Origin of the sequence: Gracilibacillus sp. YIM 98692, from assembly GCF_010993965.1 — a bacterium.
GTDB lineage: Bacteria > Bacillota > Bacilli > Bacillales > Amphibacillaceae > Gracilibacillus.
Window position 1 is genome coordinate 24,290 of sequence record NZ_WIXM01000004.1, and the last position, 22,647, is coordinate 46,936.

Here is a 22,647-nt window from a genome sequence, read left to right on the forward strand (position 1 = left end):
ATGAATACGAAAATGGAACAATCTTTCTTTCAAGATCATCAAGCTCGTTTTAGTTCTGAAACCATTCGGGTTTACCGAATCGCACTAAGTCAATTCTTTACCTTTTGTGATAAGCACTATGACAGTGTCAAAGCAACGGATGTCCGTGTCTGGCTCGCTTCGCTGGAAGAAAAAGGACTGAAGCCACGCACGGTTCACTTAAAACTATCTGCCCTAAAATCATTCTATCATTATTGTATGGAAGAAAATAAACTTCAAAAAAATCCAACACTTACCGTAAATACACCGCAAATTGATGATTCCCTCCCATATTATCTCAGTAAACGACAAGTCACGCTGCTTCAGGAACTTACGAGAGAAAATGTAAGAGACAGGGCCATCATCGAGGCATTATATGCAACGGGGGTAAGGATAAGCGAGTTGCTCAATATCAAGTTGGAGGATGTGAAATGGGAGACCAGACAAATCTGGATACGAGAAGGAAAAGGAAATAAGGAACGCTTTGTATTATTCACCTATGAATGTGCGGTACGGCTGAAAGCCTATCTGGAAGAAAGAGAGGTGGATAGCGAGTTTCTGTTTTGTAGACAACGAGGAGGACCCTTACATCGTGATTTTATCGAGAAACAATTCCGGGATTTTTCTGAATTATTAGGTTTTAAAGTAACACCACATACCTTGCGTCATACATTTGCTGCTCATTTGGCAGAAAAAAACATGCCGCAAAGTTATATTCAGGAATTACTTGGACACGTCAATATCAACAGCACACGCATTTATACCCGTCTGATGGAACATGCACGGAAGAAATTATATGACCAATATCAATAAAGGGAAGGTGTGGGGGATATGGAAAAATATTGGGAGTTAACAAAGGTACTACCGAACACAACCAATCAGGAAATGATAGAAGAATATTTACTTAGTTTGAAACTATTGAATCGAAGTGAAGGAACCGTGATTCAATATCGTCGTTTTTTAGAACAGTTTTTTAATGATGTCTCCGAATCGTTTGCAACGATGTCTCCGAATACCATTCAACAGTGGTTTGAAAACCATCAAGCACAGGTGAAAGAGCCAACGTTAAAGATGCGATTAAGTATTCTGTCTTCTTTTTATACATTTTGTGTTCAAGAAGGCTATATCGATCGCTCTCCGATAAAAACTCGTTGGTTTCCTCGCTTGCCTCAATCCGTTCCTAAATATCTAGAAAAAGAAGGGATTGCGAAAACACGGAAACAATCCGAAAAAACCACTCTTCGAAATCGTGTCTTAATTGAATTGTTTTTAAGTTCTGGATGTCGTGTTGGCGAGATATACACATTAAATAAGGAAGACATTGATATCGAAAATCGGATTGCCCATGTGATTGGGAAAGGAAGGAAAATTCGTCAAGTACATTTTTCGGAAAAATGTGCGGTTCTCCTCGAACGATATCTAAACAATCATCCCACTAAAAAAAATGCTCTATTCTTGAGTCATTTTGGAGAACGGCTGAGTATTCGGTCCATGCAATACATTGTAGAAAAGATTGGAGAAGAAGCAGGGCTTGATACGCGTTTACACCCTCACCGTTTTCGACATACCTTTGCAACGGAGCTATTAGCCAAAGGAGCGGACCTTGCGTTTATAAGCGATGAATTGGGTCATACCAGTATAAATACCACGCAAATTTATGCCAGACTACCGAAACGGGAGATTATTAGCCTTTATCGAAAATATATGGGGTGAAGGAGGAATATTATGACAAACTCACGTAATATGGTACAATCCTTTGTAGATGATTATTCGTTTCGATTACACCCCAAAACCATCGCCCTTTATCAAAAAGCCGTGAAACAATTACTGACGTATTGTCATAAAGCATTTGATACGATTACAGCAAGGGACATTCGTCACTGGTTGGTTCATTTAGAAACCAGAGGGTATCATCCATCGACAAGAAACACCCGACTGGCTGGGATCACCTTATTTTATCGTTACTGCCAAGAGGAAGGGGCACTTATGGAGAATCCTACGAGATCGGTTCCCCCTTCCAAAGTGGATGAAAAATTACCGTATTATTTAACGACTAATCAATTAGAACAATTACGAAAGCTCGTGGAAAGGAAGGGGCAAGATCGAGTCATCATGGAGATGTTATATGCGACTGGGGTACGAGTGGGAGAATTGGCCGCTATGAAAAAAGAAGATGTGAATTGGTCTGAACGCTCGATTCATATCCCAAAAGGAAAACGTAAGAAGGCACGAATTGTTTTATTTACACGCCATTGCAAGGAGATCCTCGAAGCCTATTTAGCGGAACGAACGGATGATCTTTCCGCTCTTTTTGTCAACCCGTATGGGACGAAACCCATCGCCATTCGTACCATCCAATCTCGATTTACATCGTACATGGAGCAACTGGATTTCTCCCTTACTCCGCACACCTTACGGCATACGTTTGCGGCCCATTTGGCACAAAAAGGAATGCCTTTGGAATGTATTCAGGTATTGTTGGGCCATGAGGAACCCAAGCAAACGCAGTATTATGCACGGCTATATGACCATGCACGAAAACAGCTGTATGATGAGTGGATGTAACCCGTTCCTTTAAGGAATAGGGAGTTTACGTTAAAATTGTATTTAACGCAAACTTATTAGATTGATAATTTACTAGAATAAAAGGATGATTTTCATGCCTAAACAATCACGAGAAAAAATTATATACGAAAAACGATTGGATTCCCTTCTCCCCCAGCTACCTGATTATGTGCAAGAATACATTGCAAACAAAAGACGAAAAACATACGCTGCAGCAACTTTACTTGGCTATACGCATGAATTCATTAAATTTTTTACTTGGCTTCAACAAGAAGGCGTTATAGACGTGGATACTATTCATCAGATCCCTTATACTACCCTGGAATCTTTACGAAAAGATACAGTGGAATATTATATCGAATTTCTACAAAACGAAGACATAAGGACGGAATCAGAACGTAAAAAGGATCCGGAAAATGCACAAATGAAAATACGTTCTAAATCTGCAGTAGATCGTAATATTAATGCTTTAAAATCCCTTTTTAAGTATCTCACACAGGAAACAGAGGATGAAGAAGGAGAATGTTACTTTTACCGCAATGTATTTTCTAAGATCACCACAAATAAAGCTAAAGAAACTGCTAATCGGCGAGCAAAAAAAATCAATGCTAGTATTCTTAATGGAGATGAAATTAGAGAGTTTATAGACTTTCTTAAACATGAATACCAGGAAACACTGGACGGTCGAAAAAAACAAGATTTTATTAAACGTAAAGAACGTGATGTGGCCATTATCAGTTTACTATTAGGTACAGGGATACGGGTTAGTGAAGTTGCCACTATTACTCTAGAGGATATCGATTTTAAAGAAATGCAAGTAGATATTATTCGTAAAGGCGATAAAGATGATACCGTTGATATTCTGCCCTCTTCCCTAAAGGATTTGGAGGAATATCTACGAGTTAGAAAAGAGAAATTCCATGTACCAGATGGTGAACAATATGTGTTTGTTACTAAATACCAGGGAAAACACCGACCTATATCAGTACGAACCATTCAAAACATGGTGATTAAATATACAAAAGCATTCAAATCACAGGGGATGTTTCAAACAGGGAAAGGTTTAAGTCCACATAAACTCCGTCATACGTTTGCTACAGATTGGATTAAAAATGGCGGAGAATTAGTGATGCTACGAGATCAATTGGGGCACAGTGATATCTCTACTACGTCTCTCTATACCAACCTTTCAACGGAACAAAGAAAAGAAATTATGAGTGAAATGGATAAATCACGGCAAGACAAAAGGGAAAGTTAATATTACTTTCCTCTTGTCTCTCTCCTTCACCACTTTCTCTACAACAAAAATCCAATTGGTGTATCCACAGCTTCCGAGGTATTTGGCATTTTGAAATGATATTATATTTTTTGCATACAAATAACCCCACGATATACAACTAATGAATAAAAATCTGTATATTATGAGGTTTTTTTTAATACTGTCTTTTTTAACATAAGACTTCCATTAGTTTTAATAATAACTTCAATACCTTAATTAATAATCTTTAAATGTCTTGACAAACGATATTCCATTAGCTACAGAGAAAAAAATGAAAAACAGAAAAGCAAAAATCATAACTATGATAAGAAGATTAATAACAATTGGAGGTATTTTCCCCCTAAGTTTGTCAATTGAAAATAGACATACAAAGACCAAAACTGTTATTCCTAAAAATATAATCATTATAACCAAAAATGACATTGCTACTTGCATTAAATTAACACCATTAAGAGCACTAAAAATAGCAAATAATGAAACTCCTGAAATTGTAAAAAGGTTGGATACCGTATCAAATTTTTTCAATGCTGAATTTTCCATAAATTCTTCTATAATTTTTTTTAACATAATATTACCCCCTTAAGTAAACTCTACTACGTTTTATAAGGGGGGGCTATTATAAGTACAACTTTTATTTTAATTATTGACTTCCGCTACCTAAATACCCTCTAATAATGATGATGTTAACATTTCTTTAAATCAGCCATTAGTTTTGGCTCCTTCAGTGATAGTTTTATAACAGATTTTAAAGTATTGTGAATAACTACCGAGACAAGCCTAGGATTTTTTAAGGTTTGTAATTTACCATTGAAATCCGTATTATTTCCATGAGCAATATCACTTCTATATTGGTATAGTAATGAGATTACCTTTTCATATTTTACATCCCCAAAGAATTCAGAAAAATTAACCTGCTCTTCAAAAAGATTATTATTTAATAAATTTAACTTGTTTTTTATTTGATGTGTAATTGACACTTTTTCGCTCCTATGGGTCAACAAAGTTTCCAAAATAGTAAACATACCTAAAGTATAAAAAGGTGACCGACTTGGGATTTCCCTTAAATGTCTGTAATCATCAACAGCCTTTTTAATTTCTCCATACTTTTCTCCATCAAGATTCTCCAATAAATAGTAAATCTCTTGAATTTCACTTATGTCTTGAGTACTCAAATTTTTCTCCTTATGCACACCAGTGTTTTCTGAAAGAAAATTTTGGTATGCAAACTGTTGAAATGTTCTTCCCACAATTGGCAAGTTCTCAAACAAAACATATAAATCACATTTTGCAATTAGTAATGCCATCTGAATGCTAAATTTAGCCTGTGACTCATCATGCTCGATCACAAAGTATTTCCAGTCATCATAATTGTCAGAAGGAGTATAATCGACATGGCCATCTATCAATCTAGCTATAGATTCAAATTTCGTCTTATAATAAGTTTCATGACCCGAATCCTTTACGAATCTCCTTATAATTTCTATTTGATCAATACTTGGTTTTTTAAAAAAATAACCTGGTACAATTTCCACTTCAGTAATTCCTTCTGGTAAATTAATAATATCTCCTAAAAATATAAATCCTTTTGGTTTTTTATCTATGTTTTCTACGTAATTCATAGTATATTTTCCTCCTGTTTATTAAGTTTATAACATAACTAACAACAAAAGAAATTGCAATTGTTTTAGTATATCTTAAATGCCATATACAGCTGCCGAAAAACGTGAATGGAATTATGGTGGAAGAGAAAGTTGGTACTAATCAACCAATTTTCTTTTGTTGGATTGATTTTTTGTACTTTTGAACTTTAGCAGCAGGGATCAATTTATGCTTTTGGTTGATCCATACAAGCTCATAAGTTGATGGATCAATAAAATAATGCGGATGAGTCCGTTCATATTCCCATAAATCCTTAGCAAGCTGTTCCTGGCCACCATCTTTGTTATCTATTTGATAGGTTTTAAACAGGAAAGCATTGCCTTCCTGATCCATCTTGTAAATAGAATATTTACGTAACCCCTGATCACTCTTCCTTGTTTGGTTCACTATTAGTAAACTACCAATTTGAATATAATCGCCCTTCATGATAGTTTTCTCTCTCATCACTTTTGCTAACCACCAAATATTTTCTTTCGTTGCTTTAACCAACGTCCCTCTCTCCTTTTGGTATTTTTTCTAAGTAGCATAAATAATGTTTATTTAATAAACAGAATCAAAAAAACGCCCCGAGAATAAAATTAGATGACTCTAATTCATTCTACAGGACGTTTGTTTCATGCAATATGCGACTCCTTTTATCTATTTTATTACTTTATTCATAAGTTTGATACCTCTATTATATAGTAAAGACCCTTTTAATTGTAGTAATATCTTATAACAACTAAACATACAATCTACGAGATTTTTTGAAAATCTTTTATTAAAATGTCTAGCTGTTTACTATATGCAATAGTCGTGTCAGCATTTAATCCATCTCGCATACCAATACGGATTAATTCATTGCGCATGTACTCAATGCGTTCTGATAAACGCTCTTGGTCTGTATATTTCTGTTCATCCATCTTTATATCCTCCTATAAGCTATACCATAGCAAATTAAATTACGTGTGAAAATAGGAAAAAGTTAGCATTTATATTCCTCTACATTGCATTAGCAGATAAACTGCAACTGACCTCTTTTACCAAAGACCATATCTTGTGATGGCTCTGCAAATTCTTCCTCTTGTAATGCTTTAAATATGGCTTCTAGTACATCTACCACAATACTATTACCCGCTAACCGATAGAGTGTCGCATTTCTTTTCCCCTTTTTGGACGGGAAAGCTTGTAATGCTGCTTCAAAATCTCCATCGCTAAATCCCATTAATCGCCAACATTCTCTTTCTGTTAAATAACGGTATTGCGGTGCATCCTTTTTACGAATAATTCCTGCATTTGGACAACGATCTTGCCTTTCTGTTATGGTCCAGCAGCTATCATCAATAACATCTAACCGTCTTTTATAAGTATCTGTTTCCTTAACGGGATTAAATTCCTCAATTTTATTCAACATTGATGGTACTGTAATCATATATTGAGAAGCGGTCACATCACTCTCTAAAAACTCACGAATATGACGCATCGGCTTTTTAACTAACTTAGTAAAGTCGAAAGCTTTATCCCCTAAAATACTGACCGTAAACACTCTTTCACGCTTTTGTGGAATTCCAAAATCTGTTGCTTTTAACACGTCAAAAGAATTTGTATAACCTAAGTCATTCATACGTGTTAAATACTTGTTGAAATTATGGATCATATCTTTATCCAAAACACCTGTGACGTTTTCCCATATCACGTACTTTGGTTTCCATTTCCCCATGTTTTCAATAATTCGTAGGGTTTCCCACATCAATGAGCTTCGGGTTTTATCTTCATCATTGCCACCTAATCTTTTCCCCGACCGACTGAAATCCTGACAAGGCGAACCATGTACCAAAATGTCTGGTTGTAAGGTATAACCTACAACGGTTTGCTGTTTATAGCGATTGTCATATAAAGCGTTATACGCTCTTACCGCTTGTTCATTAATCTCTACATAATCAATGGCTTTGTGATCGATCCCTAGATTCACTAATGCTTTCCTCGGGGCACCAATGCCACCAAATAATTCTAATGTTTTAATCATGGTATCCTCTCCTTTGATATACAAAAAGAGAGAAGAAACAATAAAGTTTCTTCCCTCTCGCTTTTGTTGAGTTTATATTATCCTCTCGAGTTTACTTATATAATTTTTCGTCCTACAAAAGGATACTTTGTCCTCACCACATCTTCTTCATGAAAATGATTTATATTTAATATTTTATTTACACGTCAAAATGGAGTCGACGACGAACGACATATCGACCTTGGCATAGTAGCTTGATGATCGCCGGATCACCAAACGCTTGTCCAGTGCAGTCAAACATCGAAGGTACATTTTCTATCCCGTCTAATGATGCATGGATAAGGATTTCTCGTACTTCTTTTTCATCCATTGCTTTCAACAACCAAAAATCATCTTGATGGTCTATGTCTCCATCTACATGGTGTAATAAAATGCGATTATCCTTCTCATGTCTCTTCTTATTCTCTGTTATTCGTCGATAAGTCCTTTTAATGCTTCTTTTTTGTCTTTTAGTAAATATTTGCATCTTCTTCTCTCCTAGTATATGGTATTGTATGGTATTGCTCCATTTTTGTTTATTCCATACCTTTAAATGCACTTCATCTTTAAAATAAAGACAATTGATCGAAGTCGGTTAAAGTAATTTGATCATCCTCTTGATTTTTGCCTTTTCCAGCTTCTTTATTCTTCACCAATAATGGTTTCTCTTTACTTTTTTGATTCTGATAAGCTTGACAATTCTTCATTGTTTCGGGATCAGATTGAGCATACACACATTTATGTGCTTTTCTTCCCATATCACAAATAGAGAAATTACCACAACACCCAAACGGTTTTTTAAACCCCATTTTTGTAAACCCTACACGCTGCTTGGTCATCTTTGTTCCTCCGTTTAACTTTTTTAGATCAGCTCTTCCCTCAAAGTAGCATTGATATCATCTATTGATCGACTAAAGATTGATCTTTTCATTAAAGTCCTCACTATCTACGCAGGTATCCTCTAACTTACATAGCAATTGGTATAAATCATGTAGCAATTTTTCCTCATTCATTTACAACGTCTCCTTCATGTTTTGTGAAATTACTCTGGGATTTTGATTGTTTTTTGGAAACCACACTCACAGGTGCGAGTAAATTGATCCTCCGTAATATTAATAGAACCTGTTCCATTACCCACGAACTGATTACCGCAATCCGGGCAATAAAGATATTGTTCCATTAATTGAAAAACCTTTTCGGCATACATGTACCTCATCCTTTCCTGAAATTTTTTGAACAAAACAAAAAAAGCGACCTTTGGAAAGGACCTATTGTCACTCATAAAAGAGTGCATAAATCCGACCAAAAGTCGCTTGCGTTTTGTGAAATCCCGCTAACCTAAAAAGGTTGCTTAAATAAAATCTAAAAGATTACATTTTTATTATACATGTTTAGCGATGAAAATAAAAGACGAATACAGTTATTGCACTATATTCGTCACATCCTTCCACTCTATTTTGTTTTGCAACTACGCCTTATTACCCTCTTATTCCGACGCCCATTACGTAATTTAATGTTTCGTTGTATATCTATATTAGTGATTTCCATATCTGGTGTCGGCTGTTGCTTCAGCTTTTCCTCTATATTATTAAGTTGCTTTTGCAACTCAAAAGTACCATTCTTTTGATCCTGTCGTTCTTCCATTGAAATATCTAAAGCTATTTCATTTAATATTCTAATTACATGTAGGTATTTTTTTCGTTTATAAAAATTAGGGAAAAACCACTCATTTAAAATAGAATGTAAGAACAGGTTCCCAATTAATATAATAGAAATGACAATCCATATCATTACTAGGTAATAACCTACGGTGAATGATAATGAATCATTATTAATAAACATAACCGAATCATAAATTTTATTTATGGAATACATGAACAAAGAAATCATCATAGCGTTAATTACAGTTCCTAATAAGGTAGAGTAGAATGGTTTTACTAAGTTATTCGCTTCATCTTTTAATTCTGAAATAAGGATACAATATTGATTTGATTGATTAATTTTTTTATTAGTTAACCAATATCGAATATCAAACTGTAAACTTATCGCTTTATTAGGACTTACATGGAATTGATACTTACGAATTCTATCCCACCCTGTAATGAGAAAAAATGCGCTAACACAAAATAAAATAATGATGATTTGAAATTCCATGGACATGGTAACCACGTTATTGTTAATAGATCGCAAAATAAGGAAAATTGCAACCCCCATTAAAAGAGGATAAAGAAATACAATGACCTTATCTTTTTTAGTATATGGCCCTTTATAATCGGATTTTGATAGAAATTCGTTCTTGAAACTTTCTACTAAATTCATCATATATCCCCTCTCTCTTATTTTATAAACAAAAAGGAGATACCTAGTATGTGGCATCTCACTTTTGCCTTGTATTAAGACCTATATCAAACTTAAAACATGTGATACATTCATTATTTATTCTTCCTATAACTCTATTACTTCTTCTAGATCACAAAGACGAGAATCCATGGCTATATTAATATCATCCGGATACTCCTTTTTCTATTAACTTTTGTTGTATCTCTTCTTGTTTTGATTTAGTTAACATGCAAATAAAAGTTGTTCTGTTCACCATAATACCTCCTGTTTTTTCTGTTATTGCTCAAGCATAAACAAGTCTATTTGTTCCACCTTTTCTTCGTCCTTTTTTATGGGACGAATTAGTTCGACTGGCAATATGATATGTGGTAATTCATTTATTAAACTCTTCAAATCACGTTTACATCCATGTGACCCACTCCTTTTCTCCATTTTGGACACAAAAAAACGCCCTATGGAAAGGATTTTCTTCATACCATTCCTAAATGGTATATTTTCATCCAGTCCCATAGGACGCTATTGTGTAGTAATTCCCGCTAACCGTAAAAGGTTGCCATTAAAATAAAACATAAAATGATACAACCTTATTGTAGTACAACTTATCGTATTTTTCCAGTTATCTAGTTATTTTTCGTGAGCTTGTGATAATAGTCTATCTTTACATCTAATTCTTTACTCAATGCAATAGTAGAAGGATTTGTTAGTCCTTTCTTCATACCCAATAATAATAATTGTCCTCGCATTTCCTCAATTCGTTCTCTTAAAAGATAGACATTTTCATGACCTGGTTCGACCCCCTACCCCCCTATAAAAACAAAGTAAGCTAATAGCAGCGTATATATAATCCATAATAGATGATTCATTCCTTTGGATATGTTCCATTTTTCATCCATTTGGTAAATAGGAAAAAGAATAGCGATGCCTGGTATGTGAAGAACGTGAAATTTTATAACTATAGATGAAGTCTCTAGTTGTAAGATATACAGTAATCCAATACCGATGAATAAGGAAAAGATATAGGCTGAAAATAACCATAAAACACGAAAAAAATTTGTTGAAATGACCGCTTCTGCTCAGGATTTTGCGATAACATCATAGTAGCTAGAACCTTTGCACCTCCCTTATGGTTGAAATGTGTCTAGCCCCAATTCCATGACTTTATGGATAACATGCTGGACATCTAACCCTTGCAAATCTTCTATATAGTTTGTCATTGTTTCGAGGGATAAGTTCGTCATTTGAGATCGATTAATATTTTCTGAAAAACCATTTCCTTCCCCCACATAACCATCTATAGAATGAATACCTATTTTAGCGGATCGTGCTGCATCTTCTAATGTTTGATACTTACTTAGATACATATTTATAATCATCGAATACATAAGCAACCCTTGCTACGCCAGCTTGCAACAAAGCACTTTGTACGTTGATCCCTTCCTGATTATAAAGATGACCTAATAGACGATCATATTTATCGAATAATGCAAGCGGATCTAATTCCACATAAATCTTACCGTCAGATAGCAAATGTTCCGTAAGTGCTTTCGCTTCTTCCCCATAAGGTTCGTTTTGTCCTTTAGTTATTTCGGGTGTATTAATGGCCAAAAAACGAACAGGCAACGTTCCACCATTTGCGGACACGATATTCTTTATTTTTTCTTTTACCTGTTCACTTTCTATATTGCTATAATCAAGATTACGGATGGAAATCGTATCTCCATCCGTAATCGAATCAACTTCCGCAACTGTCATAGTCTTCACCTTTTCACTTTCCCCGTCCTCGACCATTTCTTCTGTTACGGATGCTCGTGTCTCTACATGATTGGAATCCTGGGAAGGTGGTGCATAATCTTTAAATGATTTTTTCTCTATGGCAGAGCAAGCGGCTGCAGTAATAATAAAGAATAAAAAAACCATCATTACAATAAATTTAAGCATGATTAACTGTCTCCTTTTCTTTTAGAGTTTGTTCCAAAACTTTCATTTCCAAATAATTTAAATCTTCCTTAGTCACTTCTTCTGCAAATATCAAGATTTCTAAGACTGGAATAGGTGCACATGAAGATAGAACGTTCTTATTCTGTAGATCTTGTATTATATGTTGAATAGAGAAATCATTTTGATTTTCCATAATATAATGAACTACAATACTTTTCCATTTAGGATATACACGATCTAAGGATGTTTCTTTTCTTGAATTAATATCGTTTTCTGCCAAATGATGGATGATAGATTTACGTATTATTGGGGTATTCATACTCACACTCCTATTCACATTAAAAAAACCCAAACCAAAAAATGACAGGATTCTGCCACCTTTTTCGGTTTGGGTTTTTCCCAATTAATATTTGCATATATATTACATTATAGCATAATTTCAACTATTTTCCTATGTGCTTTACAATCAATTCATGCCAAATCTGTAAAGTAACAGTAAAGTGTTCAGACGATTTTGATTGATTTTTATCTATCTACATTAGAAACAGTATGCAAAGTGCTAGACATCGACATTTAGAAGTTGTGAATGTTTTTTAGGCATGGAAAAAAAGAAGGTATTGCTTATGTAAATGAGGATGATGATATCTCAATATTTTTATATGGATAGCATGAGAAAAAAGAGGAAAGTAGGTTAGTCATTTAGAATGGATGTACGTCAGGATATTTTGGTAGAACTTTATAGGAGGATTACAAGGTTGACATATAAGTTCATAGATACAATGTGATTCGTTACTGGGTAGCCCCCACATACAAAAAAGAAACCTTGAAGGGCATAGTGCCAATCAAGGTAAAAATTGTTGTTTTAAATTTTTTTACTTCTCTTTATAAGGATTATCAAATACTATTATTAGAAATAGAGGATACTGGTTTTTACCATTTACTAAACTCATCAATTTCTTTCTTACGTTTCAAAAAAATTCGTACTGCAGTATCTTCTCTTTCAATCAAATCGTCATGATGCGAATGGACTTCAACCAACTCTCTATATCCCCAAATTCCAATAAGATTCTCTTCATAGCCAAAAAACTTAAAATACCATTCTAGAGGTAACAATGAATCTGTTATCTCAAATAGCTCTGCAGGGTACCAAGAAGGTAAATTTTCATTTGTTCCTAATAAAAGATAACTCAATACTCCCTTATAAAGATGTTGACCATAAACGGTGTAACTCTCACCAATTTTAACCGAGTATCTTGTTTCTACTGAATTTCCAAGTGCTCTAGTATTATTAGAAAGTTTATCTCCACTATTAGCAATACATTTGATTTTCATTTAATCACCTTTTTTATTTAATTTTAATATCATCAATTTCCCCAGTTTTAGGATTGTATTCATAGTGAACTTCAACCTCATTTACATTCCTGGCTTTTTTAAGCCAACCTTCAGAAGCAGGCCATCTTGGGTCTGTATTTCTACCCTCTAGTGTCGTTCCTACACCAGGTTTAGACGCAACTTCTTCCGTTGCAAGTTCTTCTTTAAGGTTATTTGGTTGGTGTCCCCCTCTTGAGTGACCTCTTCCTGCAACTTTCGGAGGAGTTTTTTCTTTAACCTTACCCTTAGTACTTTGGTTAACTAGATTCACACCTGTTTTTCCAGCTTTAAAAGCTTTGTTGAATCCACCTGTAAGTACAGTCATGGCTGCTTCCTCCGCTAAATATTCACCTGCAGCTGACCAACCACCTTCTTGATAGGCATTATAAAATTCAAGAGTTGTCATTGCGCCACCGATGACTTGAATCCAGAAATGTCCAGTTGGATCTATATTCATCACTGGATTATTTCCCGCATAAGCATACACATTATGAGAAAGTACTTTTCCAGTTGACCCACCATAATTGTCCGCATTGAGGAACCGTCCCCACTCTGGATTATAATACCTAGCATTCAGGTAATACAATCCTGTTTCACTATCATAACGATATCCTCTATATCGGTAAGGGTTCTTTTCACCAACTGTATCAGCTTCAGTACCAGTTATCTCAACCAGTTGACCCCAAGTATCATACGTATAGGAAACAACCTGTTCTCCATGTTGATCGATTAATCCAGTAATATCCCCTTGATAATTACGAATGTAATAGTATTCTTCCCCATTTAAGTTCATGCTAATCAGTTGATCACCGGTATCGTAGGTGTAATAGATCTCATCTGTTCCATCTGTTTCGTACGTAACGGAATCTCCGTTCAGATGATAGGTTGTTGTCACACCATTAACCGTCTTCTCCGTTCGAATCCCATCTTCATTATACTTATAAGATGTGGTTAAAGAGCCATCATTACTTGTAATTCCTTCGAGACGGTCTCCGAATGTCCAATCAAACGTCCAGCCATTATATGATGTTGGATTCCCAATCGCATCATAGGTAATGTCCTTCCCATTAAAGTTGGTTAGCTTATCCTTCCAATTCGAGTCTCCATAGGTGTAGGAGATGGTATCGGTCGGTGTTCCTAAATTATTAGATGGATCTGTAAGCGAATGTTCTTCTTTTTGGAGAAGGTTTCCACCGTCATCATAAGTATAAGCAATGGATTGGTTTAAAATCTCATTATCTTCCCGAATGAGTTCATCCAGTTCATTGTAATGATAGGTGACAGTTTCTCCACCAGTAGTGATCGTTTCAATGTTTCCATTTACGTCATAGGTGTAAGAAATCGTATCTCCATTATTCGTTAATGATTCTACCAAAGAGGTCGATGATCCATTTGCGCCAGGCTTATAGGTCATTGTTGTTTCATATGCAGCCTGTCCCGTATCAATAGTTTTCGCAATGGAACGTCCCAATTTGTCGTAACGATAATGAACGTTATTCACACGGCCTTGTTGGTAAATCTCTGAAATCATTTCATCGGATAATGCTACATCCGAATAAGTGAATTGTTCCATATGGCCATTTAAATGATATTTTCCATGTTTACTATTCCCTATTGCCGTATCACCTGATGAAAAGTCTTTAAAGTCACTGATAGATGACGTGTACGTAGTATCATCTAAATGAAGGGTTACATTTAGACTCGTACCGTCGTACTCCCAAGTTAGCGCACCAAAATACCATTGGTTTTCCGCCAGTGTTTCCGTTGTTTTTAATAACGTATAGACGGAATCACTACCCGTTTTACGATAAGTGATTTTTACAGATTTATCTGCGTCTATGACAACGTTAAAGATTTCTCCACTGGACCCTTCATTAGCAAAAATATGGTTGGAATGTGTGCCAAGGTCTTTCGAATTAAACCAACCAGACATAGTTCCAGCATTTTTATCCAGGTCTAAATTATATAAATTTTCAGCAGACTCTGATGTCGATAAAGTGAATGGTGAATCATAGTGCTTTTTCTCTAATTGGACGTTATCAAATCGAATGATATCTTGATCTTTAACGCTCGTTCTTACAACTGCCCGAATTTTTTCCGTACCTTCAGGTACGGTAAACGTATGGGCAATTTTTTTCCAATCATTTTCTTCAACGGTTTTCGTTTCAACTTTATAGAGTATTCGATCTCCATTTCCATCATACGCTAATATGGATAGTTTTGGTTGAGAATCACCGATTCTTTTGGCATAAGCACTCAAGGTATATGCTGTATCAGAGGTTAATGCAGAAGACAAGTTATACTCTTGATAGGCAACTGAGTTCGTTTCACTACCGTCTGTTAAACCATCTGAATCATAATTTTCAATACTTGAACTACCATCAACCCCATCTTGAACGACACGCCATTCTCCAGTGGATCCACTCCAATCACTAAGTGTCCATCCACTCTCCTCATCTTCAAAGGAAGGATTATCCGGAATGAGGTTTGTTGTTTGTTCAAAAGCTGCTAATACAGGTTTTCCTTTTTCATCTTTTTCAAACACAGCATTCTCATTTGTTGGAAGTGTACCTTGTGACCCCTTTAAATCCCCAGTTAATGGGAAATATTCCGTGCTTGGGATATTTACTAATCTTGCAAACGAAATATTGTTTGTACGATTATCTTTATTGTGATCATAGGTTGTTTGATAATCATTACTGTTAATGCCTTCTATGATTTTACTAACATTGTTATTGGAATCAAATTCATAGCTCGTCGTATTGCCATTACTTTGTTTGATTTCACTTAATCGGTTAGAAAGGTCATATTCGTAGCGATAGGTTATATCATTAACGAGATCCTCATGGAAACCAATCAGACCACTAGCATTATAATGGTTTTTATACTTGGTAACTCCATTAAACTCGGTACTAATTAACCGATCAAGGTCATCGTATTTGTAGCCAACCGTTTGATTATTCGCATATGTCGTATTTTCTAGTTTTCCAGTGTGAAAGACATTACCGGAACTGTCCGTATATTTTTCATACTGATGCGTAGTGATATTTTCTGTCCCAACGTTTACGCCTGTCTTGTTACCAAAGACATCATAGTCAAACGAATATTGAACAGATGTCCCTCCATCTGCATGATGTTCCACTGTTTTTAATTGATCGTTTTCATACGTATAATCATTGGCTGTCGTAACATTTGTTGTTCCGTCATCTTCTACTTTTACTTTAGAAGTATTGGTTAAACGCCCGACCTCATCATAAGAATGAGTGGTTTTGTTTCCTTTCTCATCTATGACCTCATCTAATTCATCTTGTGCTTCATCCCATACATATGAGATGGATTGGCCATTTGGTTTTATGATGGAATCGACATAATTACCACTTTCTGTATAAGATGCGGAAGATTCAATAAATAATGAACTATTCCCAACCTTTGCTGTTTTAGGATTACCATAACTATCATACGAAAAGCTGTAGATGACGTTTGTTGCTGTTGTCGCATCTAGCAGGTTATGATTGTCATCGTAGTTATTGGTGAATTTACCACCTTTTGGATCAATGGTTTTGATAAGGTCATTATTTGAATCATAGTCAAACGTTGATTCCTCATCTGCTAAATCCTTTGTTGAGATGACGTTTCCTTCCGAATCATACTGATAACTGGTACTAAACGGCTCTTTATATAGTTGTAATCCATCAAAATATGCTTCGTTTTCATTATAATAATATTCCACGTAAAAATTAATAGATTGATAGTCACTATCTGCAATAACAACATCTGAAAGATATTGCCACATAGAAGAATCTTCATTAAATTTAATACGTTCCCATTGCCAGGAACCATCTAATCTTTTAATTCCAAGTTCTAAAGAAAACGATCGTTCTGATAAAGGAACGGAATCTCCTTTTGCCCATCCACCTAGGATCAATGTATCTCCTTTTTGGCCAGAAACGTTAACCGTTTGGTAAAGGTTTTTCCTTTTGTTTTGTTCTCCCGTGACTCTAAACGATTGGTTATCTAAGGAGTCAGGATTATCAGTTGTAAATAATGTATCGACAGTTTCCATATCATTATTTTTGTTCCAAAAGGTTGGTGTATCTGTTCCATATCGGAAATCTGCATTTTCAATAATGTTGTACCGGTTAGGTATGGTTCCGACCTCAACCTGCAAGGCATCAAAATATGCGATTCCTGTCTCTTCGATGACTGCTGGTCTAATATAAACAGTATTAGATGTCGAATCTTCGGGTAGCGTAAACGTTAGAGATTGTCGGTCCCAATTATTCGTACCAGAAACATAGTCTGAATATCGAGAAACCCAGTCCCCTGACGCATCCTTAAACGTGACAAATAAACCAGCACCTTTTCCGTTCTCTTTTGAAATATTTTTTGTTTGGATAAAACTAGAAAACGTATAGGTCTTTCCTTTAGCCAACGAAAGTTCCTGATGATAATAGCTTCGACTAGAAGTATTCGATTTATCAATTTTTAAAGACTGCTTTCCTGAGTAACTTTCTTCTGTCGAAAAGCTATGATTTGCTTCAGAACCTGACCAGCCAGCTGCAACCCAATAATCGTTAATTTCGGCATTATGATTTTTTAGATAGTTTAATACTGTTCTTTGAAGCTTGGATTGACTAGATAAATGGTTTTTGGTATTCCCTTCTTCCATAAATTTGAAGTACTGGGCATCTCCCTTATCATTTTGAACGCTCACGGTATTGCCATAGTCATTGAATTGATAAATAGTTTCCCGATCTTTAAAATCCGTAAAAGTGGTTTGATTATAACCATAATCAACAGACAGTTCTTGACCCATTGTTCCATCACTGTGTTTTTCTTGGATGGATTTTACCCGGTACGGGCTAACATCGTAATAGTTATAGGACATTTGATAACCACTTGGATTCGTCACCCGTTGCAAGTTGTTCTTAGAGTCAAATGTAAACGTGGATTCCTTGTTATCTGGATAGGTAATCGTTAATCCACTAGAAGAATAACCATATGAAATAGTTTTTCCACTAGGATCTATGATTTCACTTAATTTATTATTCGAATCATAGTTTAAAACGGTTTTTCGACCAGCTCCATCGATGACTTCGGTCAACAAATCATTGGTATAATTCAACTTTTGTTGGTTCCCATTGTTATCCGTAATAAACCTTAAATCCCCATTGGAATTAAAACTTAAAGTATTATCTTTTTTATCCGTTATAACGTATCGCTCATCGGTGGAATTTGAATCTACCTTCAGTGTTAAATTCAATCCCGCGTCATCTTCATACGTGTTGGTATCATCCGTTTCTTCGAAATAATGAACGGTTCCGTCTTCATCTGTAAACAAGTAATAAGATGTACCATCAATATCTTTTGGCACAACTTTTTGACTTAAATTCAAGCGAAATCCAGGTCCATATCCGATGTCATCATTACGGTCGTTACTATTATATACATGGTTAATCGATACAGGCATACGATTTCCACTCATACTAATATCATTATGAACAAATATAAGATTTCCATTATAGTCATTGACATAACCGGTACCTGCTCGTCCAACATCTTGAGAATGGTATGACCAATAATTTTCAAGCCCCGAATTATTTACATAATCTAATGTCACTATTGGACGGAATTCTTCGTAAGTGGAAGATGTATCCGATGAAAAGAATTCGGTATAACCCGAATTTTCATCTTTATTTTTCAACATTAGTCCATAATTATTTCCAGAAGCATACCACTCTTTCGCGATTTCAGTTATATCCCACCCAAAGGGTGTTCCTGCATCGCCATTAATGATTTGATAGTCTACGACACTTGTTCCATCAAATGCGGGCTGCGTATTCCAAGTAATCGTATTCGTATCCCAATTTTCAGTTACCTTTTGAACGTTAGCTTGGGCATTTGTAGTGTTATCCGAATAAAGGCTGGATTTGAGAAAAGCACCAGTAATAAATTCACTAGTACTAAGGGTTGGTAAATCGAACGAGATATATGTTCGGTTTCGCCCGGAAGATGATCCATAACCCACTTTATTTATAACACTTGTTATATAGTTTTCATCAGGATAATTTTCCGAGACATGATTATCATAGATTTTTGTCGAATCTACAGATGTACTTAATGATGGATCGATTGTAATAGGAAACACTCGTTCATCATCGTTAATCCAATCGTGGCTTGGAGTAACTGTTAGGATGTAATCATCTTCATTCGATTGAAGATCAATTAAAATATCATTACTCGTTTCACCTGTCTGATCGAACATGTATGGTGCATCCATTTTAAATATTATTTGATCCGAATCATCACTATCTTTAAAAACAATCGATTGGTCATCCTGTAGATAAGGAACTAGATTCTCTGTTTGAATCGAGTAAGTATAGGTGGGATGGTCCACTTTATCATGGACAATCATGTTTTCTTTGACGCCTTCTGCTAAAATATCATAGGAAAGGTCCGTGTTTGGAAAAATATCTTGAAAATCAACAACGGACTTAATGTTTGTCAATGTTTTTTTCTGTTCATTTTCATCCAAGCCATCCAAACTGTCCTTTGCTCTTATAGCAGCTGATGAATGCTGAAGTCCATCTATTGTCCATGCAACTTCATATTTACCTTGCTTAACATCAACTATATTTCCATCATCAGTATCTTTCGCAATTCTAGCTTTAAAATTATTATCTTTATTTTCTAAAACTGCTTTTCCATTGTCATTTTCAGTTTCATATAACGTATTATTTATATCTTTCCATTTCCCATTTTCTTTATAGTGAACGGCAGTTGGATAAATAGTTGCCTCATATGTACTATCTTCTTTTAAAAAATGTTTTGCATTTTTCCCTCTTTTTTCTACCAATTCTCCTACAATTTTAGTTTTCTCTTCTTTTATATTGTCCATTGGTGGATCAACATAAGTTGAGTCATCTGTGGAGAATACCTGTAAGGGGGAAAATTGAAAAATAAATAATAAACATAAAATGATTGCAGTAAACGATTGAATTCTTTTCACAAAAAAGTCCTCCTATTTTTTTATTAATTTAAAACCAAGACAAAAACATAGAATTCCATCTACCAACCCCCGTTTCAGGATTCAAATCAAGATACGTGTGCCATTGTACCTAACTATCGACAATATTTCACTGACCAATAGTTTCCAAGGACCCATAACCACCTGTCTAAACAGTTATCTAAGGTCTTTTAATATTTATTGATACTCCTTTGAATATTGCTACGTAGGGTTAGTAATTAGATATTTAAAAAAGTTCTGTTGAAAAAAGATTGATAGATATGAATAATTACATTTCAAGAGGAAGACGGGGTTATCTTAATATGTTAAGTACAGTGAAGTATCTTATAATAAAAGAAAAAATTATATATTAACCCCTGCCCTATTTTAAAAATGGGTTATTCTTGTTTGAATTAGACTATACAGTTATTTTATTTAAAGGTACAAAATAATTTTTAATATCTTAGTATCGCTTTTGATATTTTCAGTGTACTATATGGTTTATTCATGGTATAATTGCTATACAGTAGATTGGGAGTGATGACGTATGAATACATTTCTACATTTAATCGATGGTTATTTAAATTATCAACGCGGAAAAGCTGCAGGATTTTGGGGACTAATAGGTTTTATATTAGTTATTGTAGTAGCATTAAATGGAGTACAGGTATTTCGTTTTTTTGAATTTATTGGGGTCATTGACTTTTTATATAATATTGGTGTCTTTCGTGAAGGCGACTATTTTTATGTATCTGGTGCTCGTTTAGCTTTATTTATCCTAATGTTATTAGGATTGTTTCTTGCCGGAACCATCATATTTGGATTTTTATTAATGATAGCACCTGTTATAAGTCCTGTTTTACTTTTTTTGATTGTTATTTTAGCTGCTCCACTTGCGTTGCTTATTGCCATTCCTGCAATTATTGTAGAATGGGTAGGAGATATGTATTTAAAATTTACTGATCCAGCTGCATATAAAGAGAAAAAGAGATTGCAGATTAATAAGCCAGTTATAGAAAGCATGCGTTATGGTCTTTTTCATAAAGAGCAAAAAAAGTCTCGAAGAAAAAAAAACATGTTGAATGTATCTAACCATACTAAAAGTGATAAAGTAGATAATAAGATTTCATACGAAGAAGCTTATCAGCGCGTCAATCGTTTACCTACGATTGGAGATGAAAATTTTGTGGTTGGAGTTGGTTACGATAGAAAAATTTATATGATCTTACCTGGTCCTATAGATGCTTATCAGTTTGGATGGACAGAACCAGGAGAAGTTAGATGTGAAGAAATAGATGTAAGAATTAAATATAATAAAGACAAACTTGAAAAAGATTGGGACATTAATTTGGATAATAATAATCCTGACAAATATTTCTTTGAGGTTCAAAAAAAACATTTTAATGAGTTTGAGTTTTTTTTAGACTTAAATAATATAAATGCTTTTAAAAATAAATTTTTATCTTACGTAAGAAATAATACTTTTTTTAAAGATAACTATGTCAAAAAAACACAAAAAATCCATTTTTCCTCCAAGAATCATTTATTGGAGATATTATATAATGCTAAGGACGATGATGAGTACAATAACGCACTTGAAGACTTAAACAAACATACGTTACCAAATGAAGATATAGTGAAAATGTTAATGGGAGATAATTCCATACAGGAAAGCAATGGATAAAGGAGTATACAATGATAGATAATGCTTGGGAAAAATCAGCCTTATTGGGTAGCATAAAAGGGCAACTAACAGAAAGGATGACCGTTAAAGAATGGGATGACCTTGCTGATAAGTACGGATATCCTTCTTCTGCTCGTTTAATCTATGTATTTGGATCATGGAATAAAGTGAAGATTGCATTAGGATATAAAGGGAATCGAGACTCTTTTTCAAAATCAGAATTAATCCATATAGCCAAGGAACATGCCCATGCTTTTACAAGCAAACGACAATGGAATGCATATGCACAAGCAAATGACCTACCAACTGATGTAACCTACATTCATCTGTTTGGATCTTGGAATAAAGCAAAGGAAGCCATCTCCTTACCACTAACTAAAACGACAAATATACCGACTTATACGAAAGATGATATTAAAAAGATTATTCAAAAACACAAAAAGCATATAACTTCTCGTGCAGGTTGGGATCAATATGCCAAAAAAATGAATCTTCCCACGTACAAAACTATTCGAAAACATTACGATTGGGAAAAAGTATTAGCATTAGCGGATAAACCTGTTCGATACCGATATACGGAAGAACAGCTTCGGGAAATAGTGGAGAAAGAGAAAGAAGTGTTTTCTCAATCATCTTTGCAAAAATGGAACCAGTTTGCTAAAGAACATGGTTACCCTACTTCTAGTGTGTTTTTAAGGCGTTACGGTACATGGATAAAAGCAAAGGACCATTTTTTAAAACAAAAGCACTCTCCTTAAAAATTG

At 34.8% G+C, this 22,647-nt stretch carries 21 protein-coding genes; 6 read left to right on the forward strand and 15 right to left on the reverse strand.

The features are described from left to right. The 4 genes from xerA to xerS all read left to right on the forward strand — a co-directional run bounded on the left by xerA (nt 1) and on the right by xerS (nt 3,841). A complete protein-coding gene (gene xerA, locus GHD00_RS05905) occupies nt 1-831 on the forward strand; it encodes a site-specific tyrosine recombinase/integron integrase (protein WP_163537231.1) in 831 nt (276 codons plus the stop codon). An 18-nt stretch (nt 832-849) separates the two neighbouring features. Further along, on the forward strand, nt 850-1,731 hold the full coding sequence (locus tag GHD00_RS05910) for a tyrosine-type recombinase/integrase (protein ID WP_163537232.1): 882 nt from the start codon (nt 850-852) through the stop codon (nt 1,729-1,731). 12 nt (nt 1,732-1,743) lie between these two features. Continuing rightward, nucleotides 1,744-2,583 carry a tyrosine-type recombinase/integrase gene (locus GHD00_RS05915; RefSeq protein ID WP_240468612.1) on the forward strand — a complete coding sequence of 280 codons (840 nt, stop codon included), beginning with the start codon at nt 1,744-1,746 and terminating at the stop codon, nt 2,581-2,583. A 94-nt stretch (nt 2,584-2,677) separates the two neighbouring features. Then, entirely contained in the window at nt 2,678-3,841 is a 1,164-nt protein-coding gene (gene xerS, locus GHD00_RS05920) for a tyrosine recombinase XerS (protein ID WP_163537233.1), read from the forward strand. 237 nt (nt 3,842-4,078) lie between these two features. On the opposite strand, the gene GHD00_RS05925 is transcribed toward xerS, so the two are convergent. From GHD00_RS05925 to GHD00_RS05995, 15 genes are all read right to left on the reverse strand, one after another. Further along, nucleotides 4,079-4,429, reverse strand: a complete 351-nt coding sequence (locus tag GHD00_RS05925) for a hypothetical protein (protein WP_163537234.1) — start codon at nt 4,427-4,429, stop codon at nt 4,079-4,081. Between the two features lie 116 nt (nt 4,430-4,545). After that, a complete protein-coding gene (locus tag GHD00_RS05930; protein WP_163537235.1) occupies nt 4,546-5,481 on the reverse strand; it encodes a HEPN domain-containing protein in 936 nt (311 codons plus the stop codon). A 142-nt stretch (nt 5,482-5,623) separates the two neighbouring features. Continuing rightward, on the reverse strand, nt 5,624-6,010 hold the full coding sequence (locus tag GHD00_RS05935) for a hypothetical protein (protein ID WP_163537236.1): 387 nt from the start codon (nt 6,008-6,010) through the stop codon (nt 5,624-5,626). Nucleotides 6,011-6,255: 245 nt separating this feature from the next. Then, nucleotides 6,256-6,423: an aspartyl-phosphate phosphatase Spo0E family protein gene (locus GHD00_RS05940; RefSeq protein WP_163537237.1), complete on the reverse strand. Its 168-nt coding sequence runs from the start codon at nt 6,421-6,423 to the stop codon at nt 6,256-6,258. An 89-nt stretch (nt 6,424-6,512) separates the two neighbouring features. Beyond that, nucleotides 6,513-7,526, reverse strand: a complete 1,014-nt coding sequence (gene dcm / locus GHD00_RS05945; protein ID WP_163537238.1) for a DNA (cytosine-5-)-methyltransferase — start codon at nt 7,524-7,526, stop codon at nt 6,513-6,515. 178 nt (nt 7,527-7,704) lie between these two features. Continuing rightward, nucleotides 7,705-8,031, reverse strand: a complete 327-nt coding sequence (locus GHD00_RS05950) for a hypothetical protein (RefSeq protein ID WP_163537239.1) — start codon at nt 8,029-8,031, stop codon at nt 7,705-7,707. Nucleotides 8,032-8,110: 79 nt separating this feature from the next. Beyond that, a complete protein-coding gene (locus GHD00_RS05955) occupies nt 8,111-8,383 on the reverse strand; it encodes a hypothetical protein (protein ID WP_163537240.1) in 273 nt (90 codons plus the stop codon). A 203-nt stretch (nt 8,384-8,586) separates the two neighbouring features. Continuing rightward, nucleotides 8,587-8,751 (reverse strand): DUF3797 domain-containing protein, encoded by a 165-nt coding sequence (locus GHD00_RS05960; RefSeq protein WP_163537241.1) that lies wholly within the window; start codon nt 8,749-8,751, stop codon nt 8,587-8,589. Between the two features lie 245 nt (nt 8,752-8,996). After that, nucleotides 8,997-9,863 carry a hypothetical protein gene (locus tag GHD00_RS05965; protein WP_163537242.1) on the reverse strand — a complete coding sequence of 289 codons (867 nt, stop codon included), beginning with the start codon at nt 9,861-9,863 and terminating at the stop codon, nt 8,997-8,999. 641 nt (nt 9,864-10,504) lie between these two features. After that, a complete protein-coding gene (locus GHD00_RS21410) occupies nt 10,505-10,636 on the reverse strand; it encodes a Spo0E family sporulation regulatory protein-aspartic acid phosphatase (RefSeq protein ID WP_481810378.1) in 132 nt (43 codons plus the stop codon). A gap of 369 nt (nt 10,637-11,005) precedes the next feature. After that, nucleotides 11,006-11,245 (reverse strand): hypothetical protein, encoded by a 240-nt coding sequence (locus tag GHD00_RS05975; protein WP_205600711.1) that lies wholly within the window; start codon nt 11,243-11,245, stop codon nt 11,006-11,008. Next, on the reverse strand, nt 11,232-11,822 hold the full coding sequence (locus GHD00_RS05980) for a thermonuclease family protein (RefSeq protein ID WP_163537245.1): 591 nt from the start codon (nt 11,820-11,822) through the stop codon (nt 11,232-11,234). The genes GHD00_RS05975 and GHD00_RS05980 overlap by 14 nt, the downstream gene beginning before the upstream one ends. Beyond that, nucleotides 11,815-12,141, reverse strand: coding sequence for a hypothetical protein (locus tag GHD00_RS05985; protein ID WP_163537246.1), 327 nt, complete (start codon nt 12,139-12,141; stop codon nt 11,815-11,817). The genes GHD00_RS05980 and GHD00_RS05985 overlap by 8 nt, the downstream gene beginning before the upstream one ends. Nucleotides 12,142-12,752: 611 nt before the next feature. Next, nucleotides 12,753-13,154 (reverse strand): phosphoribosylaminoimidazole synthetase, encoded by a 402-nt coding sequence (locus GHD00_RS05990; protein WP_163537247.1) that lies wholly within the window; start codon nt 13,152-13,154, stop codon nt 12,753-12,755. 13 nt (nt 13,155-13,167) lie between these two features. After that, a complete protein-coding gene (locus tag GHD00_RS05995; RefSeq protein ID WP_163537248.1) occupies nt 13,168-20,202 on the reverse strand; it encodes a DNRLRE domain-containing protein in 7,035 nt (2,344 codons plus the stop codon). 544 nt (nt 20,203-20,746) lie between these two features. Here GHD00_RS05995 and GHD00_RS06000 point away from each other — a divergent pair. Together GHD00_RS06000 and GHD00_RS06005 are read left to right on the forward strand one after the other, a co-directional pair. Then, complete coding sequence (locus GHD00_RS06000; protein WP_163537249.1) at nt 20,747-21,883, forward strand: hypothetical protein; 1,137 nt, start codon at nt 20,747-20,749, stop codon at nt 21,881-21,883. 11 nt (nt 21,884-21,894) lie between these two features. Further along, nucleotides 21,895-22,641, forward strand: coding sequence for a hypothetical protein (locus GHD00_RS06005; protein ID WP_163537250.1), 747 nt, complete (start codon nt 21,895-21,897; stop codon nt 22,639-22,641). Nucleotides 22,642-22,647 lie beyond the last annotated feature (6 nt).

Excerpts from the sequence above, each read along its gene's own strand:
- GHD00_RS05980 (WP_163537245.1), bottom strand. The coding sequence starts at position 11,822 with ATGCTTAAATTTATTGTAATGATGGTTTTTTTATTCTTTATTATTACT.
- GHD00_RS05950 (WP_163537239.1), bottom strand. The coding sequence starts at position 8,031 with ATGCAAATATTTACTAAAAGACAAAAAAGAAGCATTAAAAGGACTTAT.
- GHD00_RS05955 (WP_163537240.1), bottom strand. The coding sequence starts at position 8,383 with ATGACCAAGCAGCGTGTAGGGTTTACAAAAATGGGGTTTAAAAAACCG.
- GHD00_RS05990 (WP_163537247.1), bottom strand. The coding sequence starts at position 13,154 with ATGAAAATCAAATGTATTGCTAATAGTGGAGATAAACTTTCTAATAAT.
- GHD00_RS05915 (WP_240468612.1), top strand. The coding sequence starts at position 1,744 with ATGACAAACTCACGTAATATGGTACAATCCTTTGTAGATGATTATTCG.
- xerS (WP_163537233.1), top strand. The coding sequence starts at position 2,678 with ATGCCTAAACAATCACGAGAAAAAATTATATACGAAAAACGATTGGAT.
- GHD00_RS05940 (WP_163537237.1), bottom strand. The coding sequence starts at position 6,423 with ATGGATGAACAGAAATATACAGACCAAGAGCGTTTATCAGAACGCATT.
- dcm (WP_163537238.1), bottom strand. The coding sequence starts at position 7,526 with ATGATTAAAACATTAGAATTATTTGGTGGCATTGGTGCCCCGAGGAAA.
- GHD00_RS05930 (WP_163537235.1), bottom strand. The coding sequence starts at position 5,481 with ATGAATTACGTAGAAAACATAGATAAAAAACCAAAAGGATTTATATTT.
- GHD00_RS05960 (WP_163537241.1), bottom strand. The coding sequence starts at position 8,751 with ATGTATGCCGAAAAGGTTTTTCAATTAATGGAACAATATCTTTATTGC.
- GHD00_RS05925 (WP_163537234.1), bottom strand. The coding sequence starts at position 4,429 with ATGTTAAAAAAAATTATAGAAGAATTTATGGAAAATTCAGCATTGAAA.
- GHD00_RS06000 (WP_163537249.1), top strand. The coding sequence starts at position 20,747 with ATGAATACATTTCTACATTTAATCGATGGTTATTTAAATTATCAACGC.
- GHD00_RS05910 (WP_163537232.1), top strand. The coding sequence starts at position 850 with ATGGAAAAATATTGGGAGTTAACAAAGGTACTACCGAACACAACCAAT.
- GHD00_RS05965 (WP_163537242.1), bottom strand. The coding sequence starts at position 9,863 with ATGAATTTAGTAGAAAGTTTCAAGAACGAATTTCTATCAAAATCCGAT.
- xerA (WP_163537231.1), top strand. The coding sequence starts at position 1 with ATGAATACGAAAATGGAACAATCTTTCTTTCAAGATCATCAAGCTCGT.
- GHD00_RS06005 (WP_163537250.1), top strand. The coding sequence starts at position 21,895 with ATGATAGATAATGCTTGGGAAAAATCAGCCTTATTGGGTAGCATAAAA.
- GHD00_RS05975 (WP_205600711.1), bottom strand. The coding sequence starts at position 11,245 with ATGTATCTAAGTAAGTATCAAACATTAGAAGATGCAGCACGATCCGCT.
- GHD00_RS05985 (WP_163537246.1), bottom strand. The coding sequence starts at position 12,141 with ATGAATACCCCAATAATACGTAAATCTATCATCCATCATTTGGCAGAA.